This is a genomic window from Desulfallas sp. Bu1-1 (assembly GCF_015594625.1).
Taxonomy (GTDB): domain Bacteria; phylum Bacillota; class Desulfotomaculia; order Desulfotomaculales; family Desulfallaceae; genus JADNRQ01.
In genome coordinates, this window is record NZ_JADNRQ010000007.1 from 27,524 (window position 1) to 51,882 (window position 24,359).

Here is a 24,359-nt window from a genome sequence, read left to right on the forward strand (position 1 = left end):
GAAGTTTTTTAAAGGTGTGTGAGCGAGCGGAAAAGGAAGGTGTACTTATGCGGGCTGGATACAAGGACAGAGATGATGTTACTGACAGTGTCGGGTTGTTGATATCCATACTGGTTCGTTATCCGGAGGTATCGGCTATAAACTTTGATCCCTGGGAACAAATGCTGAGGTTCAGCTTTATTTGTTCCCGGGTAATAGACGAACAGGAATTTAACAATTTCAAGGCCTATCTTTTAGATAGCATTCAATCGTTTAATTACCTGGAAGGCAAGGATGCCAAGTTTATAGATATTTCCCACCAGGTTTATGACGACCTGACTCTGATTGAAATAAAAAGGGATGTCGCTACGCTGGTTCAGGAAGAGATCGCACTGGTGGTCCAGATTTTTTACCAGTACTGGGAAGGAAACCTGGTGTCCGATTTTAATGAAACTTTAATTGAAGAAGATTTGATTATCCAGGAAGAAATTATTGAGCATATGCTGGAAAGCGTTAAAGGTTCGGCCGAAGATAAATTTTTATATGCCTTTCGGGAAGAAGGAAAGGTACTTGTTTTTAATAAATAGGTGGTTATTGTTTTGATTCGACTACTGATGATCGGAGATATTGTAGGGCGCCCTGGGCGACGGGCGGTGAAAGAAAATATACCGGAACTGGTACGGGACGAAAAAATAGACTTGGTTATAGCGAACGGAGAAAATTCCGCCGGGGGTAATGGGATAACCAGGGAAGTGGCCCGTGAATTATTTTCCGCCGGTGTGGACGTGATTACCATGGGTAATCATGTATGGAATAAAAAGGAAGCACTTGATTATATTGCCAAGGAAAACAGGATTATCAGGCCGGCAAATTATCCACCTGGTACGCCGGGTATGGGGTTTGGTTGCTTTAAAACAAAAACCGGCTTTACAGTAGGTATTTTTAATTTATCCGGACGTGTGTTCATGCCGGACCTGGATTGCCCGTTCAGGTGTGCTGATAAAGTATTGAAGGAATTTAGAGAACAAAGCAACATTATTCTTCTTGACTTTCATGCCGAGGCAACTTCGGAAAAAGCGGCGCTGGCTTACTACCTGGACGGCAGGTTATCAGCGGTCTGCGGTACTCACACCCACGTGCAGACAGCGGACGAACGTATTTTGCCAGGGGGCACGGCGTTTATTACCGACGTGGGCATGACCGGTCCCCGGGATTCCGTTATTGGAGTGAAAAAAGACCTGGTGACCAATAAATTTTTAACCCAATTACCGGTGCGATTCGAGGTTGCCGGCGGGCTTTACCAATTGAACGCGGTAATTATTGATGTGGATGCTGAAACCGGCAAGGCCGTCAATATAAAGCGCATTCAAAACTATGAGTAAAAGGTTGCGGTCGGAAAAAATTTTTTAAGGATAAAAAGGAATTTTTGCACTATTGAAGAATATATTTTTGAAAAGGGGTTAGGGGAATAGTCATTCCAGAGCAGAAGAAGGAGGTTCGATGAATGGAAGTGTTAAAAGTTTCAGCAAAATCTAATCCAAATTCCGTAGCAGGTGCTCTTGCCGGGGTGCTAAGAGAAAGAGGTTGCGCCGAGCTTCAGGCTATCGGTGCAGGGGCTTTAAACCAGGCAATAAAAGCGGTAGCAATAGCGAGGGGATTTGTCGCGCCCAGTGGAGTGGACCTGATTTGTATTCCGGCATTTACCGATATAATAATTGATGGTGAAGAGAGAACAGCAATTAAGTTGATTGTCGAACCCCGTTAATTGAAAATAGTTAAATTTAATTTTGAAACCTGTTTATTCTGCAATAGGATAAGCAGGTTTTTTAATTTAGCGAAAAAAAAGATAAGACAGGGGTGAAGCGTTTTACATGTATTTAAAGCAGGTGGTTGACGGGCATTGCGATACTTTAACCGCGCTGACGGCTCAAAAGCGTTCCCTGGGGGAACGTTCCGACCGGGGTCAGCTCGATTTGCCGAGAATGTTTTCCGGCGGTTTGAACGTGCAGTTTTTTGCCGCTTTCATTTCTCCCCGGTATAAAGATATGGCCTTAAAAAAATGCCTGCAGTTAATCGACCAATTTTATGCCGAATTAAACGCCAATAAGGAAGTAATCGAATTGGCTCTGCATGCCGGAGATATCCGGCGGATCACCGGCTCCGGGAAGATAGCCGCTCTGCTGTCGATAGAGGGCGGGGAGTCGCTGACCGGGGACATATCCATACTGCGCATTCTTTACCGGTTGGGTGTACGTTCCCTGACCCTCACCTGGAACGGACGGAACGAACTCGGCGACGGGGTTGGGGAAGGGGAAACGGGTGGCGGGTTGAGCCTTTTCGGGCGGTTGGTGGTACGGGAAATGAACAGTTTGGGCATGCTAATTGATATATCCCATTTGAACGAAAAAGGTTTTTGGGATGTTGCCGAAATATCTAATCAGCCTTTCGCCGCGACACATGCCAACTGCCGGGCCATATGCAACCATCCCCGGAATCTCAGCGACGGCCAGCTTGAATACCTGGCTAAAACCGGCGGAATAGTGGGCTTGACCTTTGTCCCGGATTTTATCGCCGAACATAACCCCGATTTGGAGAAATTAATCAGACATATAGATTATATCGCCTCCCGGTTTGGTACGGGTTGCATTGGGCTCGGTAGCGATTTTGACGGTATGGAGGGGCACGCCCTTGGCTTGGAGGACGTCACCTGCCTGCCGCGCCTGGTGGATGCTTTAATTAAACGCGGTTATGGTGATGATGACGTAACCGGGATCATGGGGGCTAATTGGATGCGGCTACTGGACCGGGTATTAAAGTAGATTTTGATATTGAAAAAGAGCAAAATAATCGTTCTTTTATGTTACAATAGGTGTATGACTTTGTTGCCAACGAAAACAGGTGATTGGAAATGTTTGCGGATCTTCACGTTCATACCAGTGCCTCAGACGGCTCCAGTACGCCGGAGGAGGTTGTACAGATGGCTGCGCGCAACAAATTGCGCTGTATAGCCATCACCGATCACGATACCATGGACGGCATTAATGCTGCTCATGCGGTGGCCGAGCGCCGGGGTGTCGACATATTGAACGGAGTCGAGCTTAGCACCGAATGCGACGGGTTGGAAGTACATATCCTTGGCTATTGTGTTGACCCCGGCGACCATGAATTACAGGAACATTTAAAGATTTTTCAAAATGCCAGGCTGAACCGGGCCAAAAAAATCATTAATAAGTTGCGTAACTTGGGACTGGTGATCAGTCTGGAAAAAGTGCTTGAATTGGCCGGCCCCGGGTCAGTAGGCAGGCCGCACATAGCCAGGGCCTTACTGGCGGAAGGCCAAGTCAATAGCATAGCCGAGGCGTTCGAACTTTACATCGGGGTAGGTAAACCTGCATATGAGCCGCGATTTAAGTATCACCCCGTACAGATGGTTAAATTGATCAGGTCTGTTGGCGGAGTGCCGGTGCTGGCGCACCCGGGCATAACCTGCGGGGAGTCGCTAATTATGACTTTAATTGAAGAAGGCTTGCAGGGCCTGGAAGTTTACCATCCTAAGCATACGCCGGAAATGGAAAAGTATTATTTGAACCTCTGCCATGAGTACGGACTGGTTGTTACGGGCGGCTCCGACTTTCACGGCGTCGGAGTGACGGGTCACGGCAGGCTGGGTGAAGCCGTTGTTCCTTATAAGGTGGTAGTTGAATTAAGGGCGCTCGCCGCTCAAAACAAGATGGACTAGATAAAAGCCAGTTTTAAATGTTGGTTTACTGTTTTAACGGAGGGAGTTTAAATTGCAGAAAGCACGGCGGATTCAAAAATTATGCTCCGCGATTTTTAATGAAATGGAACAACTTAAACAACAGGTGGAACGCAGTGGAATTAAAGTGATTAACCTGGGAGTAGGCAGCCCGGACCGGCCGCCGGCGCCCCATATAATCGAAGCCATGCACAGGGCTCTGGATAACATGGAGAATTACCGCTATCCCCTGGAAGGAAAACTGGAGCTACGCCGGGCGCTGGCCTCGTGGTACCGGAAACGCTTCGGCGTGGAATTGGATCCTGTATCCGAGGTATTGGTGCTGATGGGTTCGCAGGACGGGCTGGCCCATATTGCCCTTGCTTATATCAACCCGGGGGATATTGCGCTGGTTCCCGATCCTGGTTACCCTATCTACGCCACAAGTATTCTACTGGCGGAAGGTGAAATTTACCCGATACCATTGCTGGCAGAAAATAAATTTTTACCCGAGCTCAAAACCATTCCTGAAGATATTGCCCGAAAAGCGAAGTTGATCTGGGTCAATTATCCAAACAACCCCGTGGCGGCTTCGGCGGACAGGGGTTTTTTCAGCTCTCTGGTGGATTTTGCCCGGGAATACGATATCCTTGTGTGCCATGACATAGCTTACTGCGAGCTTGCGTTTGACGGGTACAAGCCGGCCAGTTTTTTAGAAGTTCCGGGTGCCCGTGACGTGGGGATCGAATTTTACTCCCTTTCCAAAACGTATAATATGGCTGGTTGCAGGATTGGGTTCGCCGTAGGCAATGCGGATGTGTTGGAGGCACTTGGCCGGATCAAAACCAATATCGATTACGGGGTATTTAACGTCGTACAAGAGGCGGGCATAGCCGCCCTGGAGGGATCACAGGAATTTGTACGGGAAAATGCTGAGGCTTACCGCCGGCGCAGGGACGTGCTGGTAGACGGTTTGGCGGCGTTGGGTTGGGAAATACCAAAGCCGCAGGCTTCCATGTTTGTGTGGGCTCCGGTACCACAAGGGTATAAATCCTCAAGAGAATTCGCCATGCAGTTGTTACACCGGACAGGTGTACTGGTTATTCCGGGCACGGCTTTTGGGGAACGCGGCGAAGGCTACGTCAGAATCGCGCTGGTGAGGGAAGAGGACGTGCTGCGGGAAGCGGTGCGCCGGGTCGGGCAATTTTTTCAGTCCGGCGCTTAAAAGGGATCAATGTCTATTTGGCCGCCGCCTAACATATAATAAATCATGAAAAGCCGGTCAAGGTGGTGGTGCGATGGGAGATTACCCGGATTTAGAATACTTCCAACGCAGGATACAGGAACTGGAAGAAAAGGTGGATCAGCTTCGTCTCAGCCGCAGGGTGTTGATGAACTTAATTGAAAAAGTCGAGCGGGAAAAAGCATTTTTTTTAGCCAAACTGGAAAAAGAAAATCGAAGGCTGCATCAGGATAATTACAAATACGCTCGCTGGTTATTAAAGAAAAACAGTCAGATTGTTGAGTTGCAATCCAAGCTGGAGGGACGGTCCAGCTCAAATTAACTGGAGACCCTGAAACGGGGTCTTTTTTTGTACTTTTGGGGAATTATGCCTGGCCATATTTATGGCCAGGGCTAAGGGAAAAAGTACCGAAAGGCGCGTGTTAAAGGGAACTGATTTAGGGCGCGCCTTTCTTGCGAAATATGGTATAATGCAGTTGAGGTGTTAAGTGATGAAAATAGCAGTAATCGACGGCCAGGGTGGCGGGATGGGCAAGCACATCATGGACAGGCTCAGGCGGGAGCTGCCCGAAGAAATTGAATTTTTGGCTTTAGGAACCAACGCGCTCGCCACATCGGTGATGCTGCGGTCCGGAGCCAACGAGGGTGCGACTGGGGAAAACGCCGTGATCTTCAACGCGCCGAGAGTGGATATGATTATCGGCCCGATCAGCATCATGTTTCCCCACGGCATGTCCGGAGAACTTACTCCGGCCATGGCCGAAGCAATTGCCGCCAGCCCGGCCCCCAAGGTATTGCTTCCCTTGGCTCGTTCGGGGGTGAACATTGTCGGCCTCAAGGCCGAGCCCCTGCCGCATCTGATCGACGAGCTGGTGCAAAAGGTTAAAGACCTGTTGTTGGGCGGTATTTAAATATTTTAAAAAATTCAAATGCAAACCAATATAGTCCATGTGACTTGCATGTGCGCAGGGAACCATAAATTCAGGGGAGATTTTATATGTCCACAGGAGAAATTATTCTGGTAATCGGCGGTGCGCGCAGCGGTAAAAGCGCTCTTGCTGAGAAACTGGCCGCGGCGCTGGGCGATGAGGTCACCTACGTGGCCACTGCCGGAATCCATGATGAAGAAATGGCCGTGCGGGTCCGCCGGCACCGGGAACGAAGGCCGGAAGGTTGGAAAACGGTTGAGGAGACGCATAATTTGGCCAATGTATTGCGGTCCACCCCGGCGGGGTCGGTGATACTAATAGACTGTCTGACACTCTGGGTTACCAATTTGTTGCTTGATGAATCAGTTCCCAAACCGGGTGCAACCGGCGAGGAAAAAGAAAAATACATTTTGGATGAGGTCCGGGACATACTTGGGGTTGCCCGCAACAACAAGCATATTGTAATTTTGGTCAGTAACGAGGTGGGCTATGGGTTGGTGCCGGATAACCAGTTGGGCAGGCTGTTCAGGGATATTACCGGTAGAGTGAACCAGTGCATCGCCAGGGTTGCCGACAGGGTTTTTCTGGTAACAGCGGGAATACCACTGGAAATAAAATCACTGGCGTTTAGTTTAACTCAGGAGGGGATATAGTGCCGGCCAGGACGATCATGGTGCAGGGGACGGCATCACATGCCGGTAAAAGTATTCTGGTTGCGGCCCTTTGTCGCATATTTTACCAAGACGGCTTCCGAGTGGCGCCGTTCAAATCGCAAAACATGGCCTTGAACTCATTTGTTACCGCCGACGGGGGAGAAATGGGCAGGGCGCAGGTTGTCCAGGCCGAGGCGGCGGGAATTCCGCCCAGCGTGAACATGAACCCGATTCTGTTAAAGCCCACCGGTAACTCTTCTTCCCAGGTGGTGGTCATGGGCAGACCGCTGGATAATTATACGGCGCAGGCGTATCACAGGGATTTGGCGGGCAAGCTGTGGGGTGTGGTTACCAAGGCGCTGGCCGAGCTACGCCGAAATTTTGACATTATTGTGATTGAGGGGGCCGGTAGCCCGGCGGAAGTCAACTTGCAGGATACAGAAATAGTTAACATGAAGGTTGCCCGGGAGGCGGGCGCTCCCGTATTGCTGGTGGCCGACATCGACCGGGGCGGCGCCATGGCGTCGGTGGTGGGCACACTGGAATTGCTTGCGCCGGAGGATAGAGACCGGGTAAAGGGCATTATTATCAACAAGTTTCGCGGTGATGTGTCGTTGTTCCAGCCGGCCGTTGATTTTTTGGAACAGAAAACTGGCGTTCCGGTTTGCGGCGTGGTGCCTTATATCGAGGATTTGCGCATTCAGGACGAGGATTCGGTGGTAATGGAGGACAAAAACTATTCCGCCCGCGGTGACGGTGGGAAAGTGGATATTGCCGTGATCCGCCTGCCGCGCATCTCGAACTTTACCGACTTCGACCCGTTTGAAACCGATCCGGACGTGTATTTGCGTTACGTGACAAAAGTAACTGAGCTGGGTCTCCCGGACCTGGTCATTATTCCGGGTAGCAAAAACACTATTGAGGACCTGGTATTCCTCAAACAATCGGGACTGGCCGGCAAGATCGTGCGGCTGGCCGGGAACGGGGTGCCGGTGATCGGTATTTGCGGCGGTTTTCAGATGCTGGGGAAAGAACTGTATGATCCTGAAGGAACGGAATCAAGCATTGAATATATTTCCGGGCTGGGTTTATTGGACATGAAAACTGTCTTTGTGCGGGACAAAATAACCAGCCAGGTGGAGGCGTCGGCCAGCGGCCGGCTTGAGTTCCTGAGCGGTTTCAAAGGGAAGTTGACCGGCTATGAAATACATATGGGCAGGACGGAACTGGGCGCTTCACTGGAACACGCGTTTATCATTAAAACCCGTTCGGGACGGGATGTTCGTGTCCAGGACGGTGCTGTGGACGCCGGCGGGTCCGTATGGGGCACTTACATTCATGGGATCTTTGATAATGACGAGTTCCGGCGCCGCTTAATCGACCGGCTGAAAGAGAAAAAGGGCTTGGAAACGGAAGGGTACGCCGTAACCGTAAGCACTGCGGAAAGAAGGCAGCAGGAATATGACCGGCTGGCCGGGCTGGTCCGCCGGCATTTGAATTTGCCGCTGGTATACGGACTGCTGGGTATGTCAAAATTATGATTAAAATATTTGTTTTGCAGGCGATGTTCGGTTATTTAATTGATCTTTTAGTGGGGGATCCTCCCCGGGTACCCCACCCGGTGGTGCTGATCGGCCGGGGGATCGGTTGTTTGGAGAAAATGGCCCGGCGGGTGGTTTCATCACCGGTGGGGTTAAAAGTGGCGGGTGCCGGTATTGCCCTGGTCATCCCGGCGGCGAGTTACGCGTTGGCGATTTTGGTTTTATGGGCCGCGGCACAGGTAAATGATTGGCTTTCCCTGCTGATGGGAGCATGGATTGTATCCACCACCGTGGCCACCCGGGGGCTGGCCGAAGCGGCGAAGGAAATCAAGTGCATTCTTACGGGCGGTGACCTTGCACTGGCCCGGCAGCGGGTGGGGTGGATAGTCGGCAGGGATACGGCGGCCATGCAAAGCGACGAGGTGGTCCGTGCCACGGTGGAAACGGTTGCGGAGAATACAGTTGACGCCGTGGTGGCGCCGCTTTTTTACGCCTGCATTGGGGGCCCTCCTTTGGCCATGGCCTACCGGGCAGTTAATACTCTTGATTCGATGCTGGGGTATAAAAATGAGAGGTACCTCCATCTGGGCTGGGCTTCGGCCCGGCTGGACGACATTGCCGGTTATCTACCGGCCCGCATTACAGGAATAGTCATGGTTTTTGCCGCCTGGCTTTCCAACAGGAACTGGCGGAGGGCGCTGGCGTGCTGGCGCCGGGACGCAGCCCTGCATCCCAGTCCCAACAGCGGGATACCGGAATCAATAATGGCCGGCGCTCTGGGTGTCAGGCTGGGTGGCGTTAATGTTTATAGCGGGGTGACTTCGTTCCGCCATTACCTGGGTGAGCAGGTGGAGACATTGAGGCCCGATCACATAGACCGGGCCACCCATATGTTATATCTTGCCGCGGCAATCGCCGCGCTGGGCTGTCCCGCGCTGGTTTGGGCGATATTGCGGATTGCCGTCGGGTAAAGTGTTGTTGGAAGGAGATTATTCAGTGTATAGTATACCGCGCATCATGATTGCAGGCACGCACAGCGGTGTGGGCAAGACCACGATTGCCACGGCCGTAATGGCCATGTTGAGTAAAGCCGGTTTACGGGTACAGCCATACAAGGTAGGTCCTGATTACATCGACCCCGGTTTTCACCGGGCCGCTACCGGGAGGGTATCCAGGAACCTTGACACCTTTTTTCTCGGCGAAGAAGGGGTGAAGGAATTATTTGTCAGGTCCGCGGCGGGCGCTGACATCAGCGTAATTGAAGGGGTTATGGGTCTATATGATGGAATCGGCGCGGGAGACGAGGGCAGCTCCGCCCGGGTGGCCAAGATTTTGCGCTGCCCGGTGATCCTGGTTGTGGATGCCCGCTCCATGGCCCGCAGCGCCGCGGCCGTCGTTTGGGGGTATGCTAATTTACCTGGCGGCATCCCTGTGGCAGGAGTAGTTTTAAACAGGGTAGGAAGCCCGCGCCATTATCAAATTTTAGAAGAAGCAATAACGGAAAAAACTGGCATTCCTGTGCTGGGTTGCCTGATGCGAAATAATGAACTGCACTTGCCGGAAAGGCACCTGGGGCTGGTACCCAGCGTGGAAAATAAAAGATTAAGGGATACCGTGGAAACGCTCGCGGAACGGGCAATACAGGGGATTTCCCGGGAAAAGCTGCTTAACCTGGCACGGAGCGCTCCGGCAATAAGTGCTGAGCAGCACATTTTTGCGGTGGAGCCGGGTGAGCCTGTACGGTTGGGCATTGTCAGGGACAACGCCTTTAATTTCTATTACCAGGATGGCCTGGATCTACTGAAGGCCTTGGGTGCCGAGCTGGTTACATGCAGTGCGCTGGATGACGAAACGCTGCCGGAAGACCTGGACGGTCTGTATATCGGTGGCGGTTTTCCCGAAATGTTCATTGAGCAGCTGGCTGAAAACCGTGCGTTTATCGACGTTCTCCGGCGCCGGGTCGAAAAGGGTATGCCTGTTTACGCCGAGTGTGGCGGGCTGATGTACCTCTGCCAAACCATCAGCGACATTTCTGGACAAAAATTTTATCATGGAGTGGGGATCTTGCCTGCCCGGTGTAAGATGGAAAAAAAGCGCGTTGCCCTGGGATATGTTACTGCAACCGCTCTGGTCGACAATATCCTGGTCAAGAAAGGCACGGTGTTGCGGGGGCATGAGTTTCATTACTCCACCGCCGGCGGGCCGGACCTGATACCGGCTTTTTTACTTAAAAAAACAGGTGGGGAAGATGGGCATGCGGACGGATACGCGTCAAAAAACGTGCTGGCCACTTACCTGCATATCCATTTTGCCGGTTCAATCGAAGCCGCCCGCGGGCTGTTGCGATCGTGCGCCCGATATCAACGGTTTCGCAGGGGGGCTGACAATTGAGGAGTTTTTGTTTTGCCCTTCAGCATTTGACCAGAATCAGATTATATACTGGAGCATTTGATGAATCGACCTTTGGGCGCTCGGCGGCATTTTTTCCCGCGGTTGGCCTGCTGCTGGGATTATTGGTGCTGGCGGCCGGCCTGCTGTTCAAGTATCTTTTCCCACTGCCGGTCGTTGCCGCGCTGCTGGTGGTCACGCTGGTTTTTTTGACCGGAGGCATCCACCTGGACGGTTTTATGGATACCATGGATGGTATTTTCAGCGGCCGGAACCGGGAAAGAAAATTGGAAATCATGCGGGACAGCCGCGTCGGCGCTTTTGGGGTCCTGGGCCTGGCCTGCCTCCTGTTGCTCAAGTATACCGCTTTTTTGACCATGCCGCCGGAATTAATGACGCAATCAATCTTACTGGCCATGACCTTAAGCAGGTGGTCGATGGCATATGCCATTGCCTTTTTTCCTTATGCCCGCAGAGAAGGGCTGGGCACCCTGTTTCACCGGTACACCGGTAAAAGGGAGGCGCTTGCCGCGTCGGCCAGCACACTTGTGTTCGCAGGTTTGATTGCGGGGGGCGCGGGGTTTCTACTGTTGCTGGCCGCCTGGGGTTGGGTGCATTTTGTCGGCTGTAAAATGACCCGCGAGCTTGGGGGATTGACGGGTGATATTTACGGGGCTACGGGTGAAACAACGGAGGTGCTGATTTGCCTGCTGTCCTTGCCACTGTATGCTTACGCGCCGGTTTTGTTCGGTAATCCCGGCTTGTTGCTGAAATAGTTGCCGCTCGTGCTAAAATACGTTGGTTAATCAACCTGATGTGGCATACGGGTGCAGAAAAGTAAAACCTTTCAAAAGAGGAGAATATTTATGGATAACGAGTACTTACACGGTGGCGACGTGTTTGGCGCCTCCCGGAATCTGAAGCGCTCACTTCGGGAAATATATGATTTCAGCGCCAGTATCAACCCTCTGGGCCCTTCCCCGGCGGCGTTGGCGGCCATCAAAAATAATCTTGAGTTGATCAAGTTTTATCCCGACCCGCACTGCCTGGACTTGCGCCGGGCAATATCCCGCTACCTGAACGTGCCAATGGAAAATATACTGCTCGGCAACGGGGCCTCGGAACTGATTTACCTGTTGGCGCGGGTGTTGGGGTGCCGGCATGCCCTCGTTCCCGCCCCTACATTTATTGAATATACGGCGGCGGTTAAGGGAGCCGGAGGGACGGTATCCGAAGTGGCCCTGGACGAAACCGACGGTTTCGCTTTGCCGGCGCGCCGGGTGAATAAAGCGCTTCGGGGGGTTGATGTCATATTTATCTGCAATCCCAACAACCCCACCGGCCGCGCTGAAAAACAGTCAACCATCAAACTAATTATTGAAGCAGCCCGGGAGAGAAACATTACCATAATAGTCGACGAAGCTTTCATGGATTTTGTAAACGGCCGGGAACAGTGCACGGTATTGCCGCTGATCGAGCAATATCCCAACCTGGTCGTGCTGTACACACTGACAAAATTTTTCGGCATACCCGGGCTGCGGCTGGGAGTTTTGCTGGGAAACAGTGCTTTAGTTCAAAAAATTAATTTAATTAAAGACCCGTGGAACGTGAACAGCTTGGCGCAAATTGCCGGTGTCGCATCCCTGTTGGATGTGAGTTACATGGAAGAAACCAAAAGGTTGGTGGACCGGGAAAGGGAATTTCTATACCGAAGCATTTGCGAGATTCCAGGATTACAGGCCTTTCCCGGTGACGCGAACTACTTATTGGTTAAAATTTGTAAACAAAGGATAACGTCAACTGTTCTGGCTGCCCGAACCGCCCAAAGGGGCGTGCTGGTCAGGGACTGCTCCACTTTTCGCGGGTTGGGCAGTAGCTATATACGGGTGGCGGTGAGAACGAGAAAAGAAAATACGGTGTTACTGGAAGCGTTGGCAGAAGCAATGAAAGGGGCGTAATATGGGTTGCCGGGTTTTTTTAGTCAGGCATGGGGAAACTGTGTGGAATAAAGATTCCCGGATCCAGGGGCAAACTGATATCCCGTTGAGTGAAAAAGGTGTAGAACAGGCCAGAGCGCTAAGTAAACGGCTGGAAAGGCTGAATTTTGCGGGAATATTTTCCAGCAATCTTTCCCGGGCCCGGGAGACGGCGGCTATTATCGCTGGCCCGCATAACCGGCCGGTGGAGGTGATACCCGATCTTCAAGAGCTGAACTTTGGGGATTGGGAAGGTATGACCATGGAGGAAATCCGGAAGGAATATGCTTCATTAACCAGGGCCTGGTGGTCCAATCCGCTGACCACCAGAATACCGGGCGGGGAAACCTTGGCTGAACTGGCGGAACGCTCCGTCAGGGCCATCAGGAGCATTATCGAGCGCTATCCGGAACAACAGGTGGTGGTGGTCGCGCACGGGGGAACCATCCGGAGTATTGTGGGAACCGTGCTGGGCCTTGACTTGAACCAGTACTGGCGCTTGAGGCAAGATAATGCTTCGCTGTCAATTATCGAATTTTACAACTGGGATAAGGGCATTTTGATGTTATACAACGATTGCAGCCATTTAAGTGAAGGATTTATTTGCCAGTAACAAAAAGTTTAGACTAAAAAATCCGGATTTAGCTCCGGGTTTTTTAATTTATCCATTTAATTGGACATATATTTGACATGAGTGACGTTTAACAAACCGGGGAGGGATTGAACTTGGATACGTTTCCCAACAAAATGTTCCTGATCTTTTTCACTTCTCTGGGCATCATTCTGGGAGCCGCTCTGGTGGGTTCCCTGGCTGCCGTATTTTGCGGGGAGCCTCCCGTAGGGACCATGTTGAAGTTGGCCAGGGAAATCAAGATATGGGCCATTGTTGCCGCCATCGGCGGTACGTTTTCAACCTTTGAAGTTTTGGAGTCGGGTCTTTTTCAGGGAGAGGTGCGGGCGGTAATAAAACAAATGATTTATATCATCAGCGCCCTGGGGGGGACGCAGGCTGGATATTATTTGCTCTTGCTGCTGTCGGGTGAGGGCCAATGAAGCGTCTCCTGTTCGGGATGTCGGTATTCATTCTGGGGATGATTGCGGGCTCCGCCGTGACCGGGGTAACCATAGGCAGGCAAATTGACACCCTTTATATTGAAAACCGTTCCTTGAAGGACAAACTGGCGGTGAACGAAAAAGAACTGGCTCAACTGCGGAAAAAAAACCGGGAACACAAAAGACTAGTGACAAAAATCAGCACCAGGGTTTACTTTCCTGAGGATTGCGACCTTTCCGAATACGAAAGGAGCACTATCGAGTTAACTGTGGAAAAAAAAGTCCGGGAATGGCTGAAAGTTATTTCCGGCCAGGAAGTGGAAACAATAAACTATCTGTTGGTGCCGACGATAGTGGACAACCGGGAAATAGAAGTGGAAGGAATGAAAATCCGTTTAAAAGTCAACCTGGTGGTAATATCTGAAAATGTTGTGGTTTACCTTGAAGTGATCACCCTTGGGAAGCTGCATGATAAAGCCGTTTCGAGCTGGGCAAAATAAAAGAAAAAAGGAGTGTGCGCGAAAATGGAAGAGTACATTCGTTCCCGGGTGCCCTGGAGCACCGAGCCCAGCCTTAAGTTTAAAGCGGAGGAAGTGGGAGTTGATTTTGATGATTTAATTGAGGGCTTCAAAGAAGGTAAATCAGACGCCGAAATGGCCGGGGAATTTGACGTTACGGAAAAACTAATTTACCACTTGCGGGACCATTTCATGCGCCATGGTCTTGGATCCATCATGGGGCAGGATTGAGGGCGAGATATACGAAAATCTCGCAATCTTTTTGCCGTAGGAGAAAATTATGGCTCGGCCAAAAAATAAAATTACATATCCCCTTAAGCCCCCAGTTGTGCTATAATAAGCAGATATATTAAAGACACATATTGCAAAGGGGGTGCGGGAATATTTTTCCTGAGAAATTTAGTAAAATTGGCTTAACCTTTGATGACGTGTTGCTAATTCCCGCAGCATCGGAGGTTTTACCGCGGGATGTGGTTACTACCACCCGGCTGACCAAAAAAATTAAATTAAACATTCCTTTGATGAGTGCCGGTATGGATACCGTAACGGAGTCCCGCATGGCCATTGCCATGGCCCGGGAAGGCGGCATCGGAGTGATTCATAAAAATATGTCCATTGAGCGCCAGGCCATGGAGGTGGACAGGGTAAAGCGCTCGGAACACGGGGTGATTTCCGACCCTATATATTTGTCGCCGGATAGCCCGATCAGTGAAGCGCTGGTATTAATGGAACGCTACCGCATTTCTGGCGTTCCGGTTACTGAAAACGGCAAACTTGTGGGAATTTTAACCAACCGCGACCTGCGTTTTGAAAAAAATTTCAACCAGCAGGTGCGCAATGTGATGACCAAGAATAACCTGGTGACCGCGCGGGTGGGAACGACCCTTGAACAGGCCAAGGAAATTTTACAGAAGTACAAGGTGGAAAAACTCCCCATTGTAGATGATGATTATAACTTGCGCGGCCTGATTACCATCAAGGATATTGAAAAGGCCCGCCAGTACCCGCTGTCCGCCAAGGATGAGGGCGGCAGGTTGCTGGTTGCCGCCGCCATCGGCGTAAGCGCGGATACGATGGATAGGCTGGATGCTTTGGTTAGTGTCAAAGTCGACGCTGTTGTCATTGATACCGCTCATGGACATTCCCGTGGTGTTATAGACACGGTCTATAAAATTAAAAATAAATACCCTGATTTACAGGTCATTGCGGGCAATGTCGCCACCGCGGAAGGTACGCGCGATTTAATCAAGGCCGGCGCCGACGCTGTTAAGGTGGGTATCGGTCCGGGTTCCATTTGTACCACCCGGGTAGTGGCGGGAGCGGGTGTACCTCAAATTACCGCCGTTTATGATTGCGCCCGGGAAGCGATGAAGTACGATATTCCTATCATCGCCGATGGAGGAATCAAATACTCGGGCGATATAACCAAGGCAATTGCCGCCGGCGCCGATGTGGTCATGTTGGGGAGCTTGCTTGCGGGAACGGAAGAAAGCCCCGGCGACCTGGAAATCTACCAGGGCCGCAGCTACAAGGTCTACCGCGGCATGGGATCTCTTGGTGCCATGAAGGCGGGCAGCAAGGACAGGTACTTCCAGGAAGATCAAAAGAAACTGGTGCCGGAAGGAGTAGAGGGAAGGGTGCCTTACAGGGGTACGCTTGCCGACACTGTCTTGCAGCTAATCGGCGGGCTCAGGGCCGGCATGGGGTACTGTGGTGCCGCCACTATCGAGGAGCTTAAGAAAAATACCAGATTCATCCGCATTACATCCGCGGGGTTGCGGGAGAGCCACCCCCACGACGTGGTAATCACCAAGGAAGCTCCCAATTACAGCTTGCGCTAAATAAAGAAAAAGCCGCTAAGGCTTTTTCTTTATTTAGCGCAAGAAAGCTTGGAATTTTACAACCTGACCTGTCACGGCACAGCATATTTTTTGCAAAAAAGACGCCCCGGGGCGTTTTTTAAGTTAAAGGTTGAATATACTGGTTCCGCAGAATTTCATTTCTTCGAATCTTTTAATATCTTCCTCACTTACCCTGGATCCGATGCGGGCCATCATTACATTGGCGATATGTTCGAGTATCTCGGGATCGTCCGTGGGAACACGCACCAGGCCCACGCTACCGAAAAGTTTGCTTAGCATTTTCTGGTATCGCCAAATATCGAGCCCCGTATTGTCCAAATCCCAGTGCCAGCAAAACTCGATGGTGATAACTATTTTTTCTTCCATCAGGGGATTGGAGAAGGCGCATTTCAGTAATTTGCTGCCCAATTTTTGATGGCGGCAGGAAGGGCTGACCTCAATGGCGCCCAGTTCCAGGATACTGGGGTGCCTGGACCAGCGGCTGTATTTATCCGGATTGTGAAAGGTGACGTAGCCCATGATCAGATTTTCCCGGCGGGCAATGTAGACTAACCCGTCATCGGAGGCTGCAATTTCAATTAAAGCCTTGTGCTGTTTGTGTGGTTCACGGAAAATGCACAAGTCCCGGGACATTTCCAACCGGGCTAGAAAATCCGCATCCACGGGCCCTTCAATAACAAAGGTGTCCTCCCGTTGTGCATAGTTCGCGGGTTGGTTATGGTTCGAGGTCATAATGACCACCTTTTTGTTTTTGATCATAGGATACATGTTTATTATTCTCATTATATATTTTTGATCAATTCAGGTAAACAATGGATTTGAGATAAGCTGAAAAGAATAATAGTAAAAAAATAATATAAATTACTAAAAATAGGAAGGAATTTGCCCCTTTCATACCGAATTATTAAGGCAATAAATGGAAAATTAATAATCGCGAGGATGGTGAAAGGATTGGGCGGCAAGCTTCATTCCCTCACGGATGTTTTAAAAAAGACTTTGTTTTTCTTTGAATCTTTATCCGTGGCTGAATTAACTCCCTACGTGCATAGGCAGATGCTGGAGGATTACTCCAGGGAACAAGTTGAGAAAAAAGTGCGTTTATGTCTTGAGCAACACAAGTGTTTCAGCAGCGCCGACGGATATATATGGATTTTGAATCTTGAGGGGCAGCGGGAGAACGATCAATTTTACAATCTTTTGCTTAAAAAGCAAAAACCACTTAGTTTCAACGAGCTATCCAAAAACGGGAACAAGAAAAAAAAGCACAAGCTGGTATCGGAACAGGCGTCGTTAATCAGCGACGGAAGGTTTATCCAACTGGAAAACGGCTTATGGGGCCTGACAGAGTGGGAGGTGGAAACCGGTAACTATTCACTTAAACATTTAATCATCAAGGCGTTGAAAATTCATCCCACCGGCCTTTCCCTGGCCCAGTTATGCGATGTGGTCGGAACATGGAGGGAGACTGGAAAGAACGAAATCCTGGGGGTACTGGTCAAATTTCCTTATTTCGAAGAAATCGGCAACGGCGTATGGTGTTATAATGCCGAAACCAGGGTGGTCTATGACCGCATCTTGAAACGGTACCTGGAAGCCCTGCAACGACAAAAAGAGAGATGGCACAGGGACCGGGAGCGTTGGGCAGGCAAAGTAAAAAACTTGCAACAGCAGCTGGCTGAAGTAACAGCGTCCCACCGGGAGGCCGCTGCCGCTCTGGCTTTGCGCCAGGGTGAAATGAACCGCATGGAACAGATGGCTACGCAAATGGCCGAAAAGGATTTGCTGCTTGCCCTGAGGAAAAAAGAAATTTACCGTTACAAGGAACATCTTCAAAAACTGGAATCCAAGGCCAACAGTATCCTGTACCAGTGCCGCCTGTGGGTGAAAAGGGCCCGTGAGAGCGAAGCGGAAAACAATGAGTTGCGGGAAGCGTTGAAAAGGAACCAATCCGGTTTGGAATCCATGTTTACCAAACTGCAGCAATACAAGGAGCGGGACCGGGAGAATAAGGCTAAAATGTTGGAGATGAAGGAAGCCCACGCGGAACGTATTGCCGAACTACAAACCGAGATCGTCAATTTAAAGCAAAAATTGGAAAGACTTCAGGAAAGCAAAGACCAGGAGGTAAAGATTTGGCGGGATGAAATCAACGCTTTGAGCGCCGATTTAAAACATTCCATGGCTGAGGGTGAAAGATTGAACCGGTCACTGCGCTTGGCCCAGCAGGAACTGATTAGAGTGAAAAACGAGTACAAGGCACTGGAAATGCAACTGGCACATCCGCTGGTACGGCTGGTGGCCAAATTCACGGGCAAGTTTAAAAAAGCCTCTCAACAGATTGTTTAGAGATACCGCAAGGTATCTCTTTTGAGTTTTGTCGTTATATGATATATTTAAATTATCTGATAAAAAGAGGTGCGTAGTAGTTGTCTGTAACCAATAACGGCGCAATCATATTAAAAAATCAAGTTCTCGTTGATGTGGGCATCAACCCGATGAGCCAAAAATTTTATATTGAACTGGAACCGCCCAGCTTGTTGAATAACCAGGCGGACGTCGACAGATTGATTAAAAGTTTGGATAACCATTATCATAACCCTGTTGTCCCGCTGGCAATGATGAACAAAGTCAGCGAGGTGCTGCGCCGGGCCGATTGGCGTGTAACCGTTACACTTGCCCGGTTCGGTGAAAGCTGGAAACTGATCGACATTGAGCCTGGCGATACTACCGGGCATAATTTCGGGTTGGCAATAGACCTGGGGACCACTACCGTGGTTTGTTACCTGATTGATTTGAATTCCGGGGAAATAATTGGCGTTGCGGCTGATTATAATGGACAGGTTGTACTGGGTGAAGATATTCTTACCAGGATTTACCGGGCCAGCGATCCCGGGGGCATTAAAATTATGCAAAGCGCGGTTGTCGATACGTTGAATAATTTAATTTCCCGCTTGGAGCGGGAACATAAAATTAATCGCCTGCAAATTTATGCCGCCGCTGTCGGAGCCAATACCACGATGATGCACTTACTGCTGGGGCTTGATCCCTCCCGCATTTGCATGGCGCCGTATATCCCGGTTATCAATTTGCCGGGCTTTATGCGCGCGTCCGAGATCGGCCTGCTTGTCAACCCCCACGCCCCTCTGTATTGCTTGCCAAGTGTCGGTAGTTACGTGGGTGGCGACATTGTGGGCGGCATTCTGGCCAGCGGTTTGCATAAAAAACCCGAATTGGCCCTGTTTGTCGATATTGGTACAAACGGGGAGATGATCCTTGGCAACCGCGACTGGCTTGTGGCATGCGCCGGGGCGGCGGGTCCCGCGCTGGAAGGCGGTGTGGCCCGTCACGGGATGCGGGCGGAACCGGGAGCGGTTTACCAGGTGCGCATAGACCCGGAAACCAAAAAGGTATCATATTCAACCATCGGCGGGCAAAAGGCCCGGGGAATTTGTGGTTCGGGACTGATAGACTGTCTTGCCGAATTGTTGTTGGCCGGCATTATCAACCGGGCGGGCAAATTCAAAGGTGATCAGAAGGAATTCGTGGTGGTGCCGGCTTCCGAGTCCCAGACCGGGAAAGACATTACTTTTACCCAGGTGGATATCGATAATATTATGCGCACCAAGGGTGCCGTCAACGCGGCGCTGGAGGTGATGCTTGAAGGAGTGGGATGCCAGCTGGCTGACATAGAAACATTTTACGCCGCTGGGGCATTTGGCCAGTATCTCGACCTGGAATCCGCCATTACCATAGGACTTTATCCCGATTTGCCCAGGGAGCGGATGATCCGGCTGGGCAACAGTTCCGGGGAGGGGGCGAGGCTTGTACTGATTTCGGACCAAAGCAGGCGGGAGGCAGAAGAAATCTCACGAGGTATAACTTATTTTGAGCTTAATGCCAGTGAAGTGTTTATGAATAAGTTTGTTGGCAGTAAATTTTTACCACATACCAATCTGGATTACTACCCCACGGTCAAGGAAAAAATGTTTCGCCGGGGGCTTTTACAGGAGTAAGACGGAACAACCAGAACACTGGTATATAAACAAACTCCAGGGCGCGGAATACCCGGGAGTTTTTTATTTAACCTGTGTATGTTCCGTAATAAATAAAAAAAATAATAAATATACTAAATTTACACTCCTTGGGGCAGCATATTTTTTACCGGTTTTTTCACCGGAAGCTTGTACAGTAGGAGGTGTATTAGCATTGATATATTTTGATAACGCCGCCACCTCCTGGCCCAAGCCGCCTGAGGTAATGGAGGCGATGCGTCATTGCCTGGAAGAAGTGGGAGCAAATCCGGGACGGTCCGGGCATAAAATGTCCCTGGCCGCGGGGAAGATTGTTGACGCGACCAGGGAAGCCATCGCTGCGCTGTTTAACATTTCCGAGCCCGACAGGGTTATTTTTACCTTCAATGCCACGGATGCGCTGAATATGGCGATCAAAGGGACGCTGAATTCCGGCGACCATGTCATTACCACTTCTATGGAACATAACTCGGTAACCAGGCCTTTATACGGGTTGCGCCATCAAATCGAGGTAACCAAGGTGCAATGCAAAGACGATGGTACGCTGGACCTGCGTGATGTTAAGAAAGCGATCCGGCCCAACACCAGGGCTATCATAATGACGCACGCGTCCAACGTTTCCGGCACGGTAATGCCGGTTCGGGAAGCGGGCGCACTGGCCCGGGAGGCGGGAATAATTTTTATTGTTGACGCTGCTCAGACCGCCGGTATCCTGGATATTGACGTGGAAAAAATGAAAATCGACCTGTTGGCCATGCCCGGGCACAAGGGGCTGATGGGGCCACCCGGAACGGGTGTGCTTTATGTGGGGGAGCGCGCGCAAATGAAACCGTTTCGCGAGGGAGGGACGGGCAGCAAGTCGGCGGTCGCCGGACAGCCCGAAGAGTTGCCCGAAAAATATGAAAGCGGCACGTTAAATTCAGTTGGTATTGCCGGGCTGGGCGCGGGGGTTAATTTCATCCGCAAAATATCACTTTCAAAAATCCGTGAGCATGAAAGAATGTTGACCGCCAGGTTCATTCAAGGCGCGCGCAAGATACCCGGGTTAAAAATATTCGGACCCGATGAAAATACGGAGCGGGCGCCGGTGGTTTCCTTCTTGTTGGAAGGCAAGGATACCGGGGCGGTGGGGGGTGCCCTGGACCGCTGGTACAACATCGCTTGCCGGGCGGGTTTGCATTGCTCTCCCGACGCGCACCGCACGCTGGGTACATTTGAAAGCAAGCTGGTGAGGTTTAGTTTCTCTTACTTTAATCAAGTGGAAGAGGTGGATTTTGCTTTGCAGTGTCTAAGAGACATCAAGGAAAGGGATCTTTCCGGCGTTGATGGCGGTTGTAACTGTTAAAGGTAGTAAAAAACCGCCCGGAACACCGGGCGGTTTTCAGATTAATCCACTTTTACGTGTTCGTAAATCCATTCTACAATCGTTTCCAGAGGTGTGCCGGGGGTAAACAGTTCCGCCGCCCAGCCGCCTTCCTTGAGTGCCTTAACGTCGGCTTCGGGAATAGTGCCCCCGCCGATGACTATAATGTCCCCGGCCCCGTTTTCCCTGAGTAGCTCGGTAACCTTTGGGATCAAAGTCATATGCGCGCCGCTGAGGATGGAAAGGCCGACAACGTCCACGTCTTCCTGGATGGCTGCTTCCACTATTTGTTCCGGAGTCTGGTGCAGCCCGGTATAAACCACTTCCATACCGGCATCCCTGAGGCCCCTGGCAATTACTCTGGCTCCCCGGTCGTGTCCGTCCAAACCGGGCTTGGCGACTAACACCCTAATTTTTCTTGCCATTATCTATCCTCCTCTTGTTCTTAGAAAGTTGGTTTTTCTTTATACTCACCGAATACTTCGCGCAAAGTCTGAACAATTTCACCCTCGGTAGCATACGCCCGCACGCAATCAAGAATGTAGGGGATCAGGTTATCCGTTCCCTGGGCGGCCTGTTTTAGAGCGTCCAGGGTATCCCGCACCAGGAGGTTGTTGCGCTCGCGGCGTAGTTTTTGTACTTTTTCCACCTGTTTACGTTCAATTGCCGGGTCGATGGTCAGGATTTCAATGTCAAGCTTTTCGTCGGGGTCAACGAATTCATTGACCCCCACCTGAATTCGCTGTTTTTTATCGATGGCGCGCTGGTACTGGTAAGCGGCGTCGGCAATTTCCTGCTGGAAAAAGTTCTGTTCGATGCAGGCCAGAACGCCGCCCCGGCGTTCAATTTCTTCGAAATATTTTTCCGCTTCTTCTTCCATCTTGTTGGTCAGCGCTTCCACGTAATAAGAGCCGGCCAGGGGATCGATTACGTTGGCGACCCCGGTTTCGTAGGCGATGATTTGCTGCGTGCGCAGCGCGATCTGCACGGACTTTTCCGTGGGCAGGGCCAGCACCTCGTCCATAGAGTTGGTGTGCAGGGACTGGGTGCCGCCGAGCACCGCAGCCAGGGCTTCATAAGCCGTGCGCACAATGTTGTTTTCCGGCTGCTGGGCGGTCAAGCTGCAGCCCGCGGTTTGCGTATGGAAGCGGAGCAGCCACGATTTGGGGTTTTTGGCTCCGTATTTTTCTTTCATCCGCCGGGCCCAGATGCGCCGTGCCGCGCGGTACTTGGCGATTTCTTCGAAAAAGTCAATATGCGAGTTGAAGAAAAAAGACAATCTTGGGGCAAAATCATCGACGTCCAGGCCGGCATTGATTCCAGCCTCAACATAGGCAAAACCGTCCGCCAGGGTAAAGGCCAGCTCCTGGACGGCGGTTGATCCCGCTTCCCGGATATGGTAGCCGCTGATGCTGATGGTGTTCCATTTGGGTACGTGCTTGGAAGCGTATTCAAAGATGTTGGTAATTAGTCTCATGGATGGCTCCGGTGGGAAAATCCATGATTTTTGAGCAATATATTCCTTTAGAATATCATTTTGGATGGTGCCCGTGAGTTTTTCCGATGGCACTCCCTGTTTTTCGCCGGTGGCGATATACATGCACCAGAGGATGGACGCCGGCGCGTTGGTGGTCATGGAAGTACTGACTTTATCCAGAGGGATGCCGTCAAACAAAGTTTCCATGTCGGCCAGGCTGTCGATGGCCACCCCGACCCGCCCCACTTCACCAAGAGAACGCGGATGATCGCTATCATAACCCATGATGGTGGGCATATCGAACGCTACGCTTAATCCCGTTTGGCCTTTCTCCAGCAGAAATTTGTAACGCTGGTTTGATTCCTCGGCGGTGGCGAATCCGGCAAACTGGCGCATGGTCCATAAGCGGCCACGGTACATGTTATGCTGGACGCCCCTGGTATACGGGTACTCCCCGGGAAAACCCAGGTCCCGCAGATAATCAAAGTCCCGGATTTCTTCTGGGGTGTAAATATCATTTACCTGCATGCCGGATACTGTTTCGAATCTAACGTCACGGTCTTTTCTTTTCATTCTTTCGGTCAGCCATTTTTCCCTGGCGACTTTTATTTCATCCATCTTGCTCCCCGACATGTAATCAATGCCCCTTTCTTAGTGTTTATTTTTAATGTTTAAAAATCTTTCCACTAATTTACGCGACTCGGTATAGGGGTCGGCCTTGCGGTCGGCCAGGTCGTCCAGCAGGCCGTTCAAGCTACCGTTTTGATTTAAATAACCCCAGAGGTGCCGGCGCAGCTCATCCTCAACCATTTCCATCAGTTCCATACACACCCTGTTGCGTACGGTTTCCCTCAACTCGCCGCTACTCCGGGTAGATTCAAAGTGCCGCCTGATGAGCGACCAGAGATTCTCGATGCCGTCCTTGGTCACCGTGCTCGTTTCAATTACGGGCGGGCGCCAGCTTGATTTGTAACGCGGGCTCATATCCAGCATTTGCTCGATGTCGGTGACGATTCTTTTGGTGTTGCCCAGGTCGGATTTGTTGATTATGAAGATGTCGGCTATTTCCATGATGCCTGCTTTAATGGTTTGAATGTGATCACCGGCACCCGGGGTAAGCACCACCAGGGTGGTATCGGCGTAATGCATGATGTCCAGTTCACTTTGGCCGACGCCCACCGTTTCAATGATAATGACCTGGCAACCATAGGCGTCCAGTACCTTGACCACGTCCTTGGTGGCGCGGGCCAGTCCGCCCAGGCACCCCCTGGTTCCCATGCTGCGAATAAACACGCCTTTGTCCAGCGCATGCTCCTGCATTCTAATCCTGTCGCCCAAAAGGGCGCCGCCGGAAATGGGCGAGGTGGGGTCGACGGCAATTACTCCCACTTTAAAATTGTGCCGGCGTGCCTGTTTAATTAATTCATCGGTTAATGAACTTTTACCCGCTCCGGGCGAGCCGGTTACGCCGATAACGTGGGCGCGGCCCGTATGGGGATAGATTCGACTGAGCAATTCCTGCTTACCTTCCCCGTCGTTTTCAATTAATGTAATAATTTTGGCCGCTGTGCGCCTGTCACCCTGAATAAGCTTGTTAACGTCCAACATGT

Annotated in this window: 26 protein-coding genes; 22 read left to right on the plus strand and 4 right to left on the minus strand. The window is 50.9% G+C overall.

Annotated elements, in window-relative coordinates; all coding sequences use genetic code 11:
* Positions 1–47 precede the first annotated feature (47 nt).
* From IT084_RS08675 to guaB, 19 genes are all read left to right on the plus strand, one after another.
* Positions 48–566: a hypothetical protein gene (locus IT084_RS08675; protein ID WP_195712472.1), complete on the plus strand. Its 519-nt coding sequence runs from the start codon at positions 48–50 to the stop codon at positions 564–566.
* A 15-nt stretch (positions 567–581) separates the two neighbouring features.
* Positions 582–1,361 (plus strand): TIGR00282 family metallophosphoesterase, encoded by a 780-nt coding sequence (locus tag IT084_RS08680; RefSeq protein WP_195712572.1) that lies wholly within the window; start codon positions 582–584, stop codon positions 1,359–1,361.
* A 122-nt stretch (positions 1,362–1,483) separates the two neighbouring features.
* Positions 1,484–1,744: a stage V sporulation protein S gene (locus tag IT084_RS08685; RefSeq protein WP_027363759.1), complete on the plus strand. Its 261-nt coding sequence runs from the start codon at positions 1,484–1,486 to the stop codon at positions 1,742–1,744.
* A gap of 106 nt (positions 1,745–1,850) precedes the next feature.
* A complete protein-coding gene (locus tag IT084_RS08690) occupies positions 1,851–2,798 on the plus strand; it encodes a dipeptidase (protein WP_195712473.1) in 948 nt (315 codons plus the stop codon).
* Positions 2,799–2,887: 89 nt separating this feature from the next.
* Positions 2,888–3,718: a PHP domain-containing protein gene (locus tag IT084_RS08695; RefSeq protein WP_195712474.1), complete on the plus strand. Its 831-nt coding sequence runs from the start codon at positions 2,888–2,890 to the stop codon at positions 3,716–3,718.
* A gap of 52 nt (positions 3,719–3,770) precedes the next feature.
* Positions 3,771–4,940, plus strand: a complete 1,170-nt coding sequence (locus IT084_RS08700) for an LL-diaminopimelate aminotransferase (RefSeq protein WP_195712475.1) — start codon at positions 3,771–3,773, stop codon at positions 4,938–4,940.
* A gap of 73 nt (positions 4,941–5,013) precedes the next feature.
* Entirely contained in the window at positions 5,014–5,280 is a 267-nt protein-coding gene (locus IT084_RS08705) for a translation initiation factor 2 (RefSeq protein ID WP_195712476.1), read from the plus strand.
* A 169-nt stretch (positions 5,281–5,449) separates the two neighbouring features.
* Positions 5,450–5,869 (plus strand): DUF3842 family protein, encoded by a 420-nt coding sequence (locus IT084_RS08710; protein WP_195712477.1) that lies wholly within the window; start codon positions 5,450–5,452, stop codon positions 5,867–5,869.
* Positions 5,870–5,955: 86 nt separating this feature from the next.
* Positions 5,956–6,540: a bifunctional adenosylcobinamide kinase/adenosylcobinamide-phosphate guanylyltransferase gene (gene cobU, locus IT084_RS08715; protein ID WP_195712478.1), complete on the plus strand. Its 585-nt coding sequence runs from the start codon at positions 5,956–5,958 to the stop codon at positions 6,538–6,540.
* 17 nt (positions 6,541–6,557) lie between these two features.
* Positions 6,558–8,081, plus strand: a complete 1,524-nt coding sequence (locus tag IT084_RS08720; RefSeq protein ID WP_195712573.1) for a cobyric acid synthase — start codon at positions 6,558–6,560, stop codon at positions 8,079–8,081.
* The gene (gene cbiB / locus IT084_RS08725) at positions 8,078–9,052 is read left to right on the plus strand and encodes an adenosylcobinamide-phosphate synthase CbiB (RefSeq protein WP_195712479.1); all 975 of its coding nucleotides are present in this window, start codon (positions 8,078–8,080) and stop codon (positions 9,050–9,052) included. The genes IT084_RS08720 and cbiB overlap by 4 nt, the downstream gene beginning before the upstream one ends.
* 25 nt (positions 9,053–9,077) lie before the next feature.
* Entirely contained in the window at positions 9,078–10,472 is a 1,395-nt protein-coding gene (locus tag IT084_RS08730) for a cobyrinate a,c-diamide synthase (protein ID WP_195712480.1), read from the plus strand.
* Positions 10,469–11,245, plus strand: coding sequence for an adenosylcobinamide-GDP ribazoletransferase (cobS, locus tag IT084_RS08735; RefSeq protein WP_195712481.1), 777 nt, complete (start codon positions 10,469–10,471; stop codon positions 11,243–11,245). Before IT084_RS08730 ends, cobS begins: the two co-directional genes overlap by 4 nt.
* Positions 11,246–11,335: 90 nt before the next feature.
* Positions 11,336–12,427: a threonine-phosphate decarboxylase CobD gene (gene cobD, locus IT084_RS08740; RefSeq protein ID WP_195712482.1), complete on the plus strand. Its 1,092-nt coding sequence runs from the start codon at positions 11,336–11,338 to the stop codon at positions 12,425–12,427.
* A gap of 1 nt (position 12,428) precedes the next feature.
* Entirely contained in the window at positions 12,429–13,058 is a 630-nt protein-coding gene (gene cobC, locus IT084_RS08745) for an alpha-ribazole phosphatase (protein ID WP_195712483.1), read from the plus strand.
* Positions 13,059–13,171: 113 nt separating this feature from the next.
* Positions 13,172–13,498, plus strand: a complete 327-nt coding sequence (locus tag IT084_RS08750) for a YtrH family sporulation protein (RefSeq protein WP_195712484.1) — start codon at positions 13,172–13,174, stop codon at positions 13,496–13,498.
* The gene (locus tag IT084_RS08755; protein WP_195712485.1) at positions 13,495–13,998 is read left to right on the plus strand and encodes a hypothetical protein; all 504 of its coding nucleotides are present in this window, start codon (positions 13,495–13,497) and stop codon (positions 13,996–13,998) included. Before IT084_RS08750 ends, IT084_RS08755 begins: the two co-directional genes overlap by 4 nt.
* A 24-nt stretch (positions 13,999–14,022) precedes the next feature.
* The gene (locus IT084_RS08760; RefSeq protein ID WP_195712486.1) at positions 14,023–14,247 is read left to right on the plus strand and encodes a helix-turn-helix domain-containing protein; all 225 of its coding nucleotides are present in this window, start codon (positions 14,023–14,025) and stop codon (positions 14,245–14,247) included.
* Between the two features lie 152 nt (positions 14,248–14,399).
* On the plus strand, positions 14,400–15,857 hold the full coding sequence (gene guaB / locus IT084_RS08765; protein ID WP_195712574.1) for an IMP dehydrogenase: 1,458 nt from the start codon (positions 14,400–14,402) through the stop codon (positions 15,855–15,857).
* A 123-nt stretch (positions 15,858–15,980) separates the two neighbouring features.
* Here the strand turns inward: guaB and IT084_RS08770 are convergent, their stop codons facing one another.
* Positions 15,981–16,610: a GNAT family N-acetyltransferase gene (locus tag IT084_RS08770; protein ID WP_195712487.1), complete on the minus strand. Its 630-nt coding sequence runs from the start codon at positions 16,608–16,610 to the stop codon at positions 15,981–15,983.
* A gap of 210 nt (positions 16,611–16,820) precedes the next feature.
* Between IT084_RS08770 and IT084_RS08775 the strand changes: the two genes are divergently transcribed.
* The 3 genes from IT084_RS08775 (at position 16,821) to IT084_RS08785 (ending at position 21,254) form a co-directional block, all read left to right on the plus strand.
* On the plus strand, positions 16,821–18,224 hold the full coding sequence (locus tag IT084_RS08775) for a phage-shock protein (RefSeq protein WP_395879638.1): 1,404 nt from the start codon (positions 16,821–16,823) through the stop codon (positions 18,222–18,224).
* A gap of 80 nt (positions 18,225–18,304) precedes the next feature.
* Entirely contained in the window at positions 18,305–19,891 is a 1,587-nt protein-coding gene (locus tag IT084_RS08780) for an ASKHA domain-containing protein (protein ID WP_279327850.1), read from the plus strand.
* 193 nt (positions 19,892–20,084) lie between these two features.
* Positions 20,085–21,254 carry an aminotransferase class V-fold PLP-dependent enzyme gene (locus IT084_RS08785; RefSeq protein ID WP_195712489.1) on the plus strand — a complete coding sequence of 390 codons (1,170 nt, stop codon included), beginning with the start codon at positions 20,085–20,087 and terminating at the stop codon, positions 21,252–21,254.
* A gap of 41 nt (positions 21,255–21,295) precedes the next feature.
* On the opposite strand, the gene IT084_RS08790 is transcribed toward IT084_RS08785, so the two are convergent.
* From IT084_RS08790 to meaB, 3 genes are all read right to left on the minus strand, one after another.
* Positions 21,296–21,697, minus strand: a complete 402-nt coding sequence (locus IT084_RS08790) for a cobalamin B12-binding domain-containing protein (RefSeq protein ID WP_195712490.1) — start codon at positions 21,695–21,697, stop codon at positions 21,296–21,298.
* Positions 21,698–21,717: 20 nt separating this feature from the next.
* A complete protein-coding gene (locus IT084_RS08795; RefSeq protein WP_395879640.1) occupies positions 21,718–23,322 on the minus strand; it encodes a methylmalonyl-CoA mutase in 1,605 nt (534 codons plus the stop codon).
* A 78-nt stretch (positions 23,323–23,400) separates the two neighbouring features.
* Positions 23,401–24,357, minus strand: coding sequence for a methylmalonyl Co-A mutase-associated GTPase MeaB (gene meaB / locus IT084_RS08800; protein WP_195712491.1), 957 nt, complete (start codon positions 24,355–24,357; stop codon positions 23,401–23,403).
* Positions 24,358–24,359: the final 2 nt, after the last annotated feature.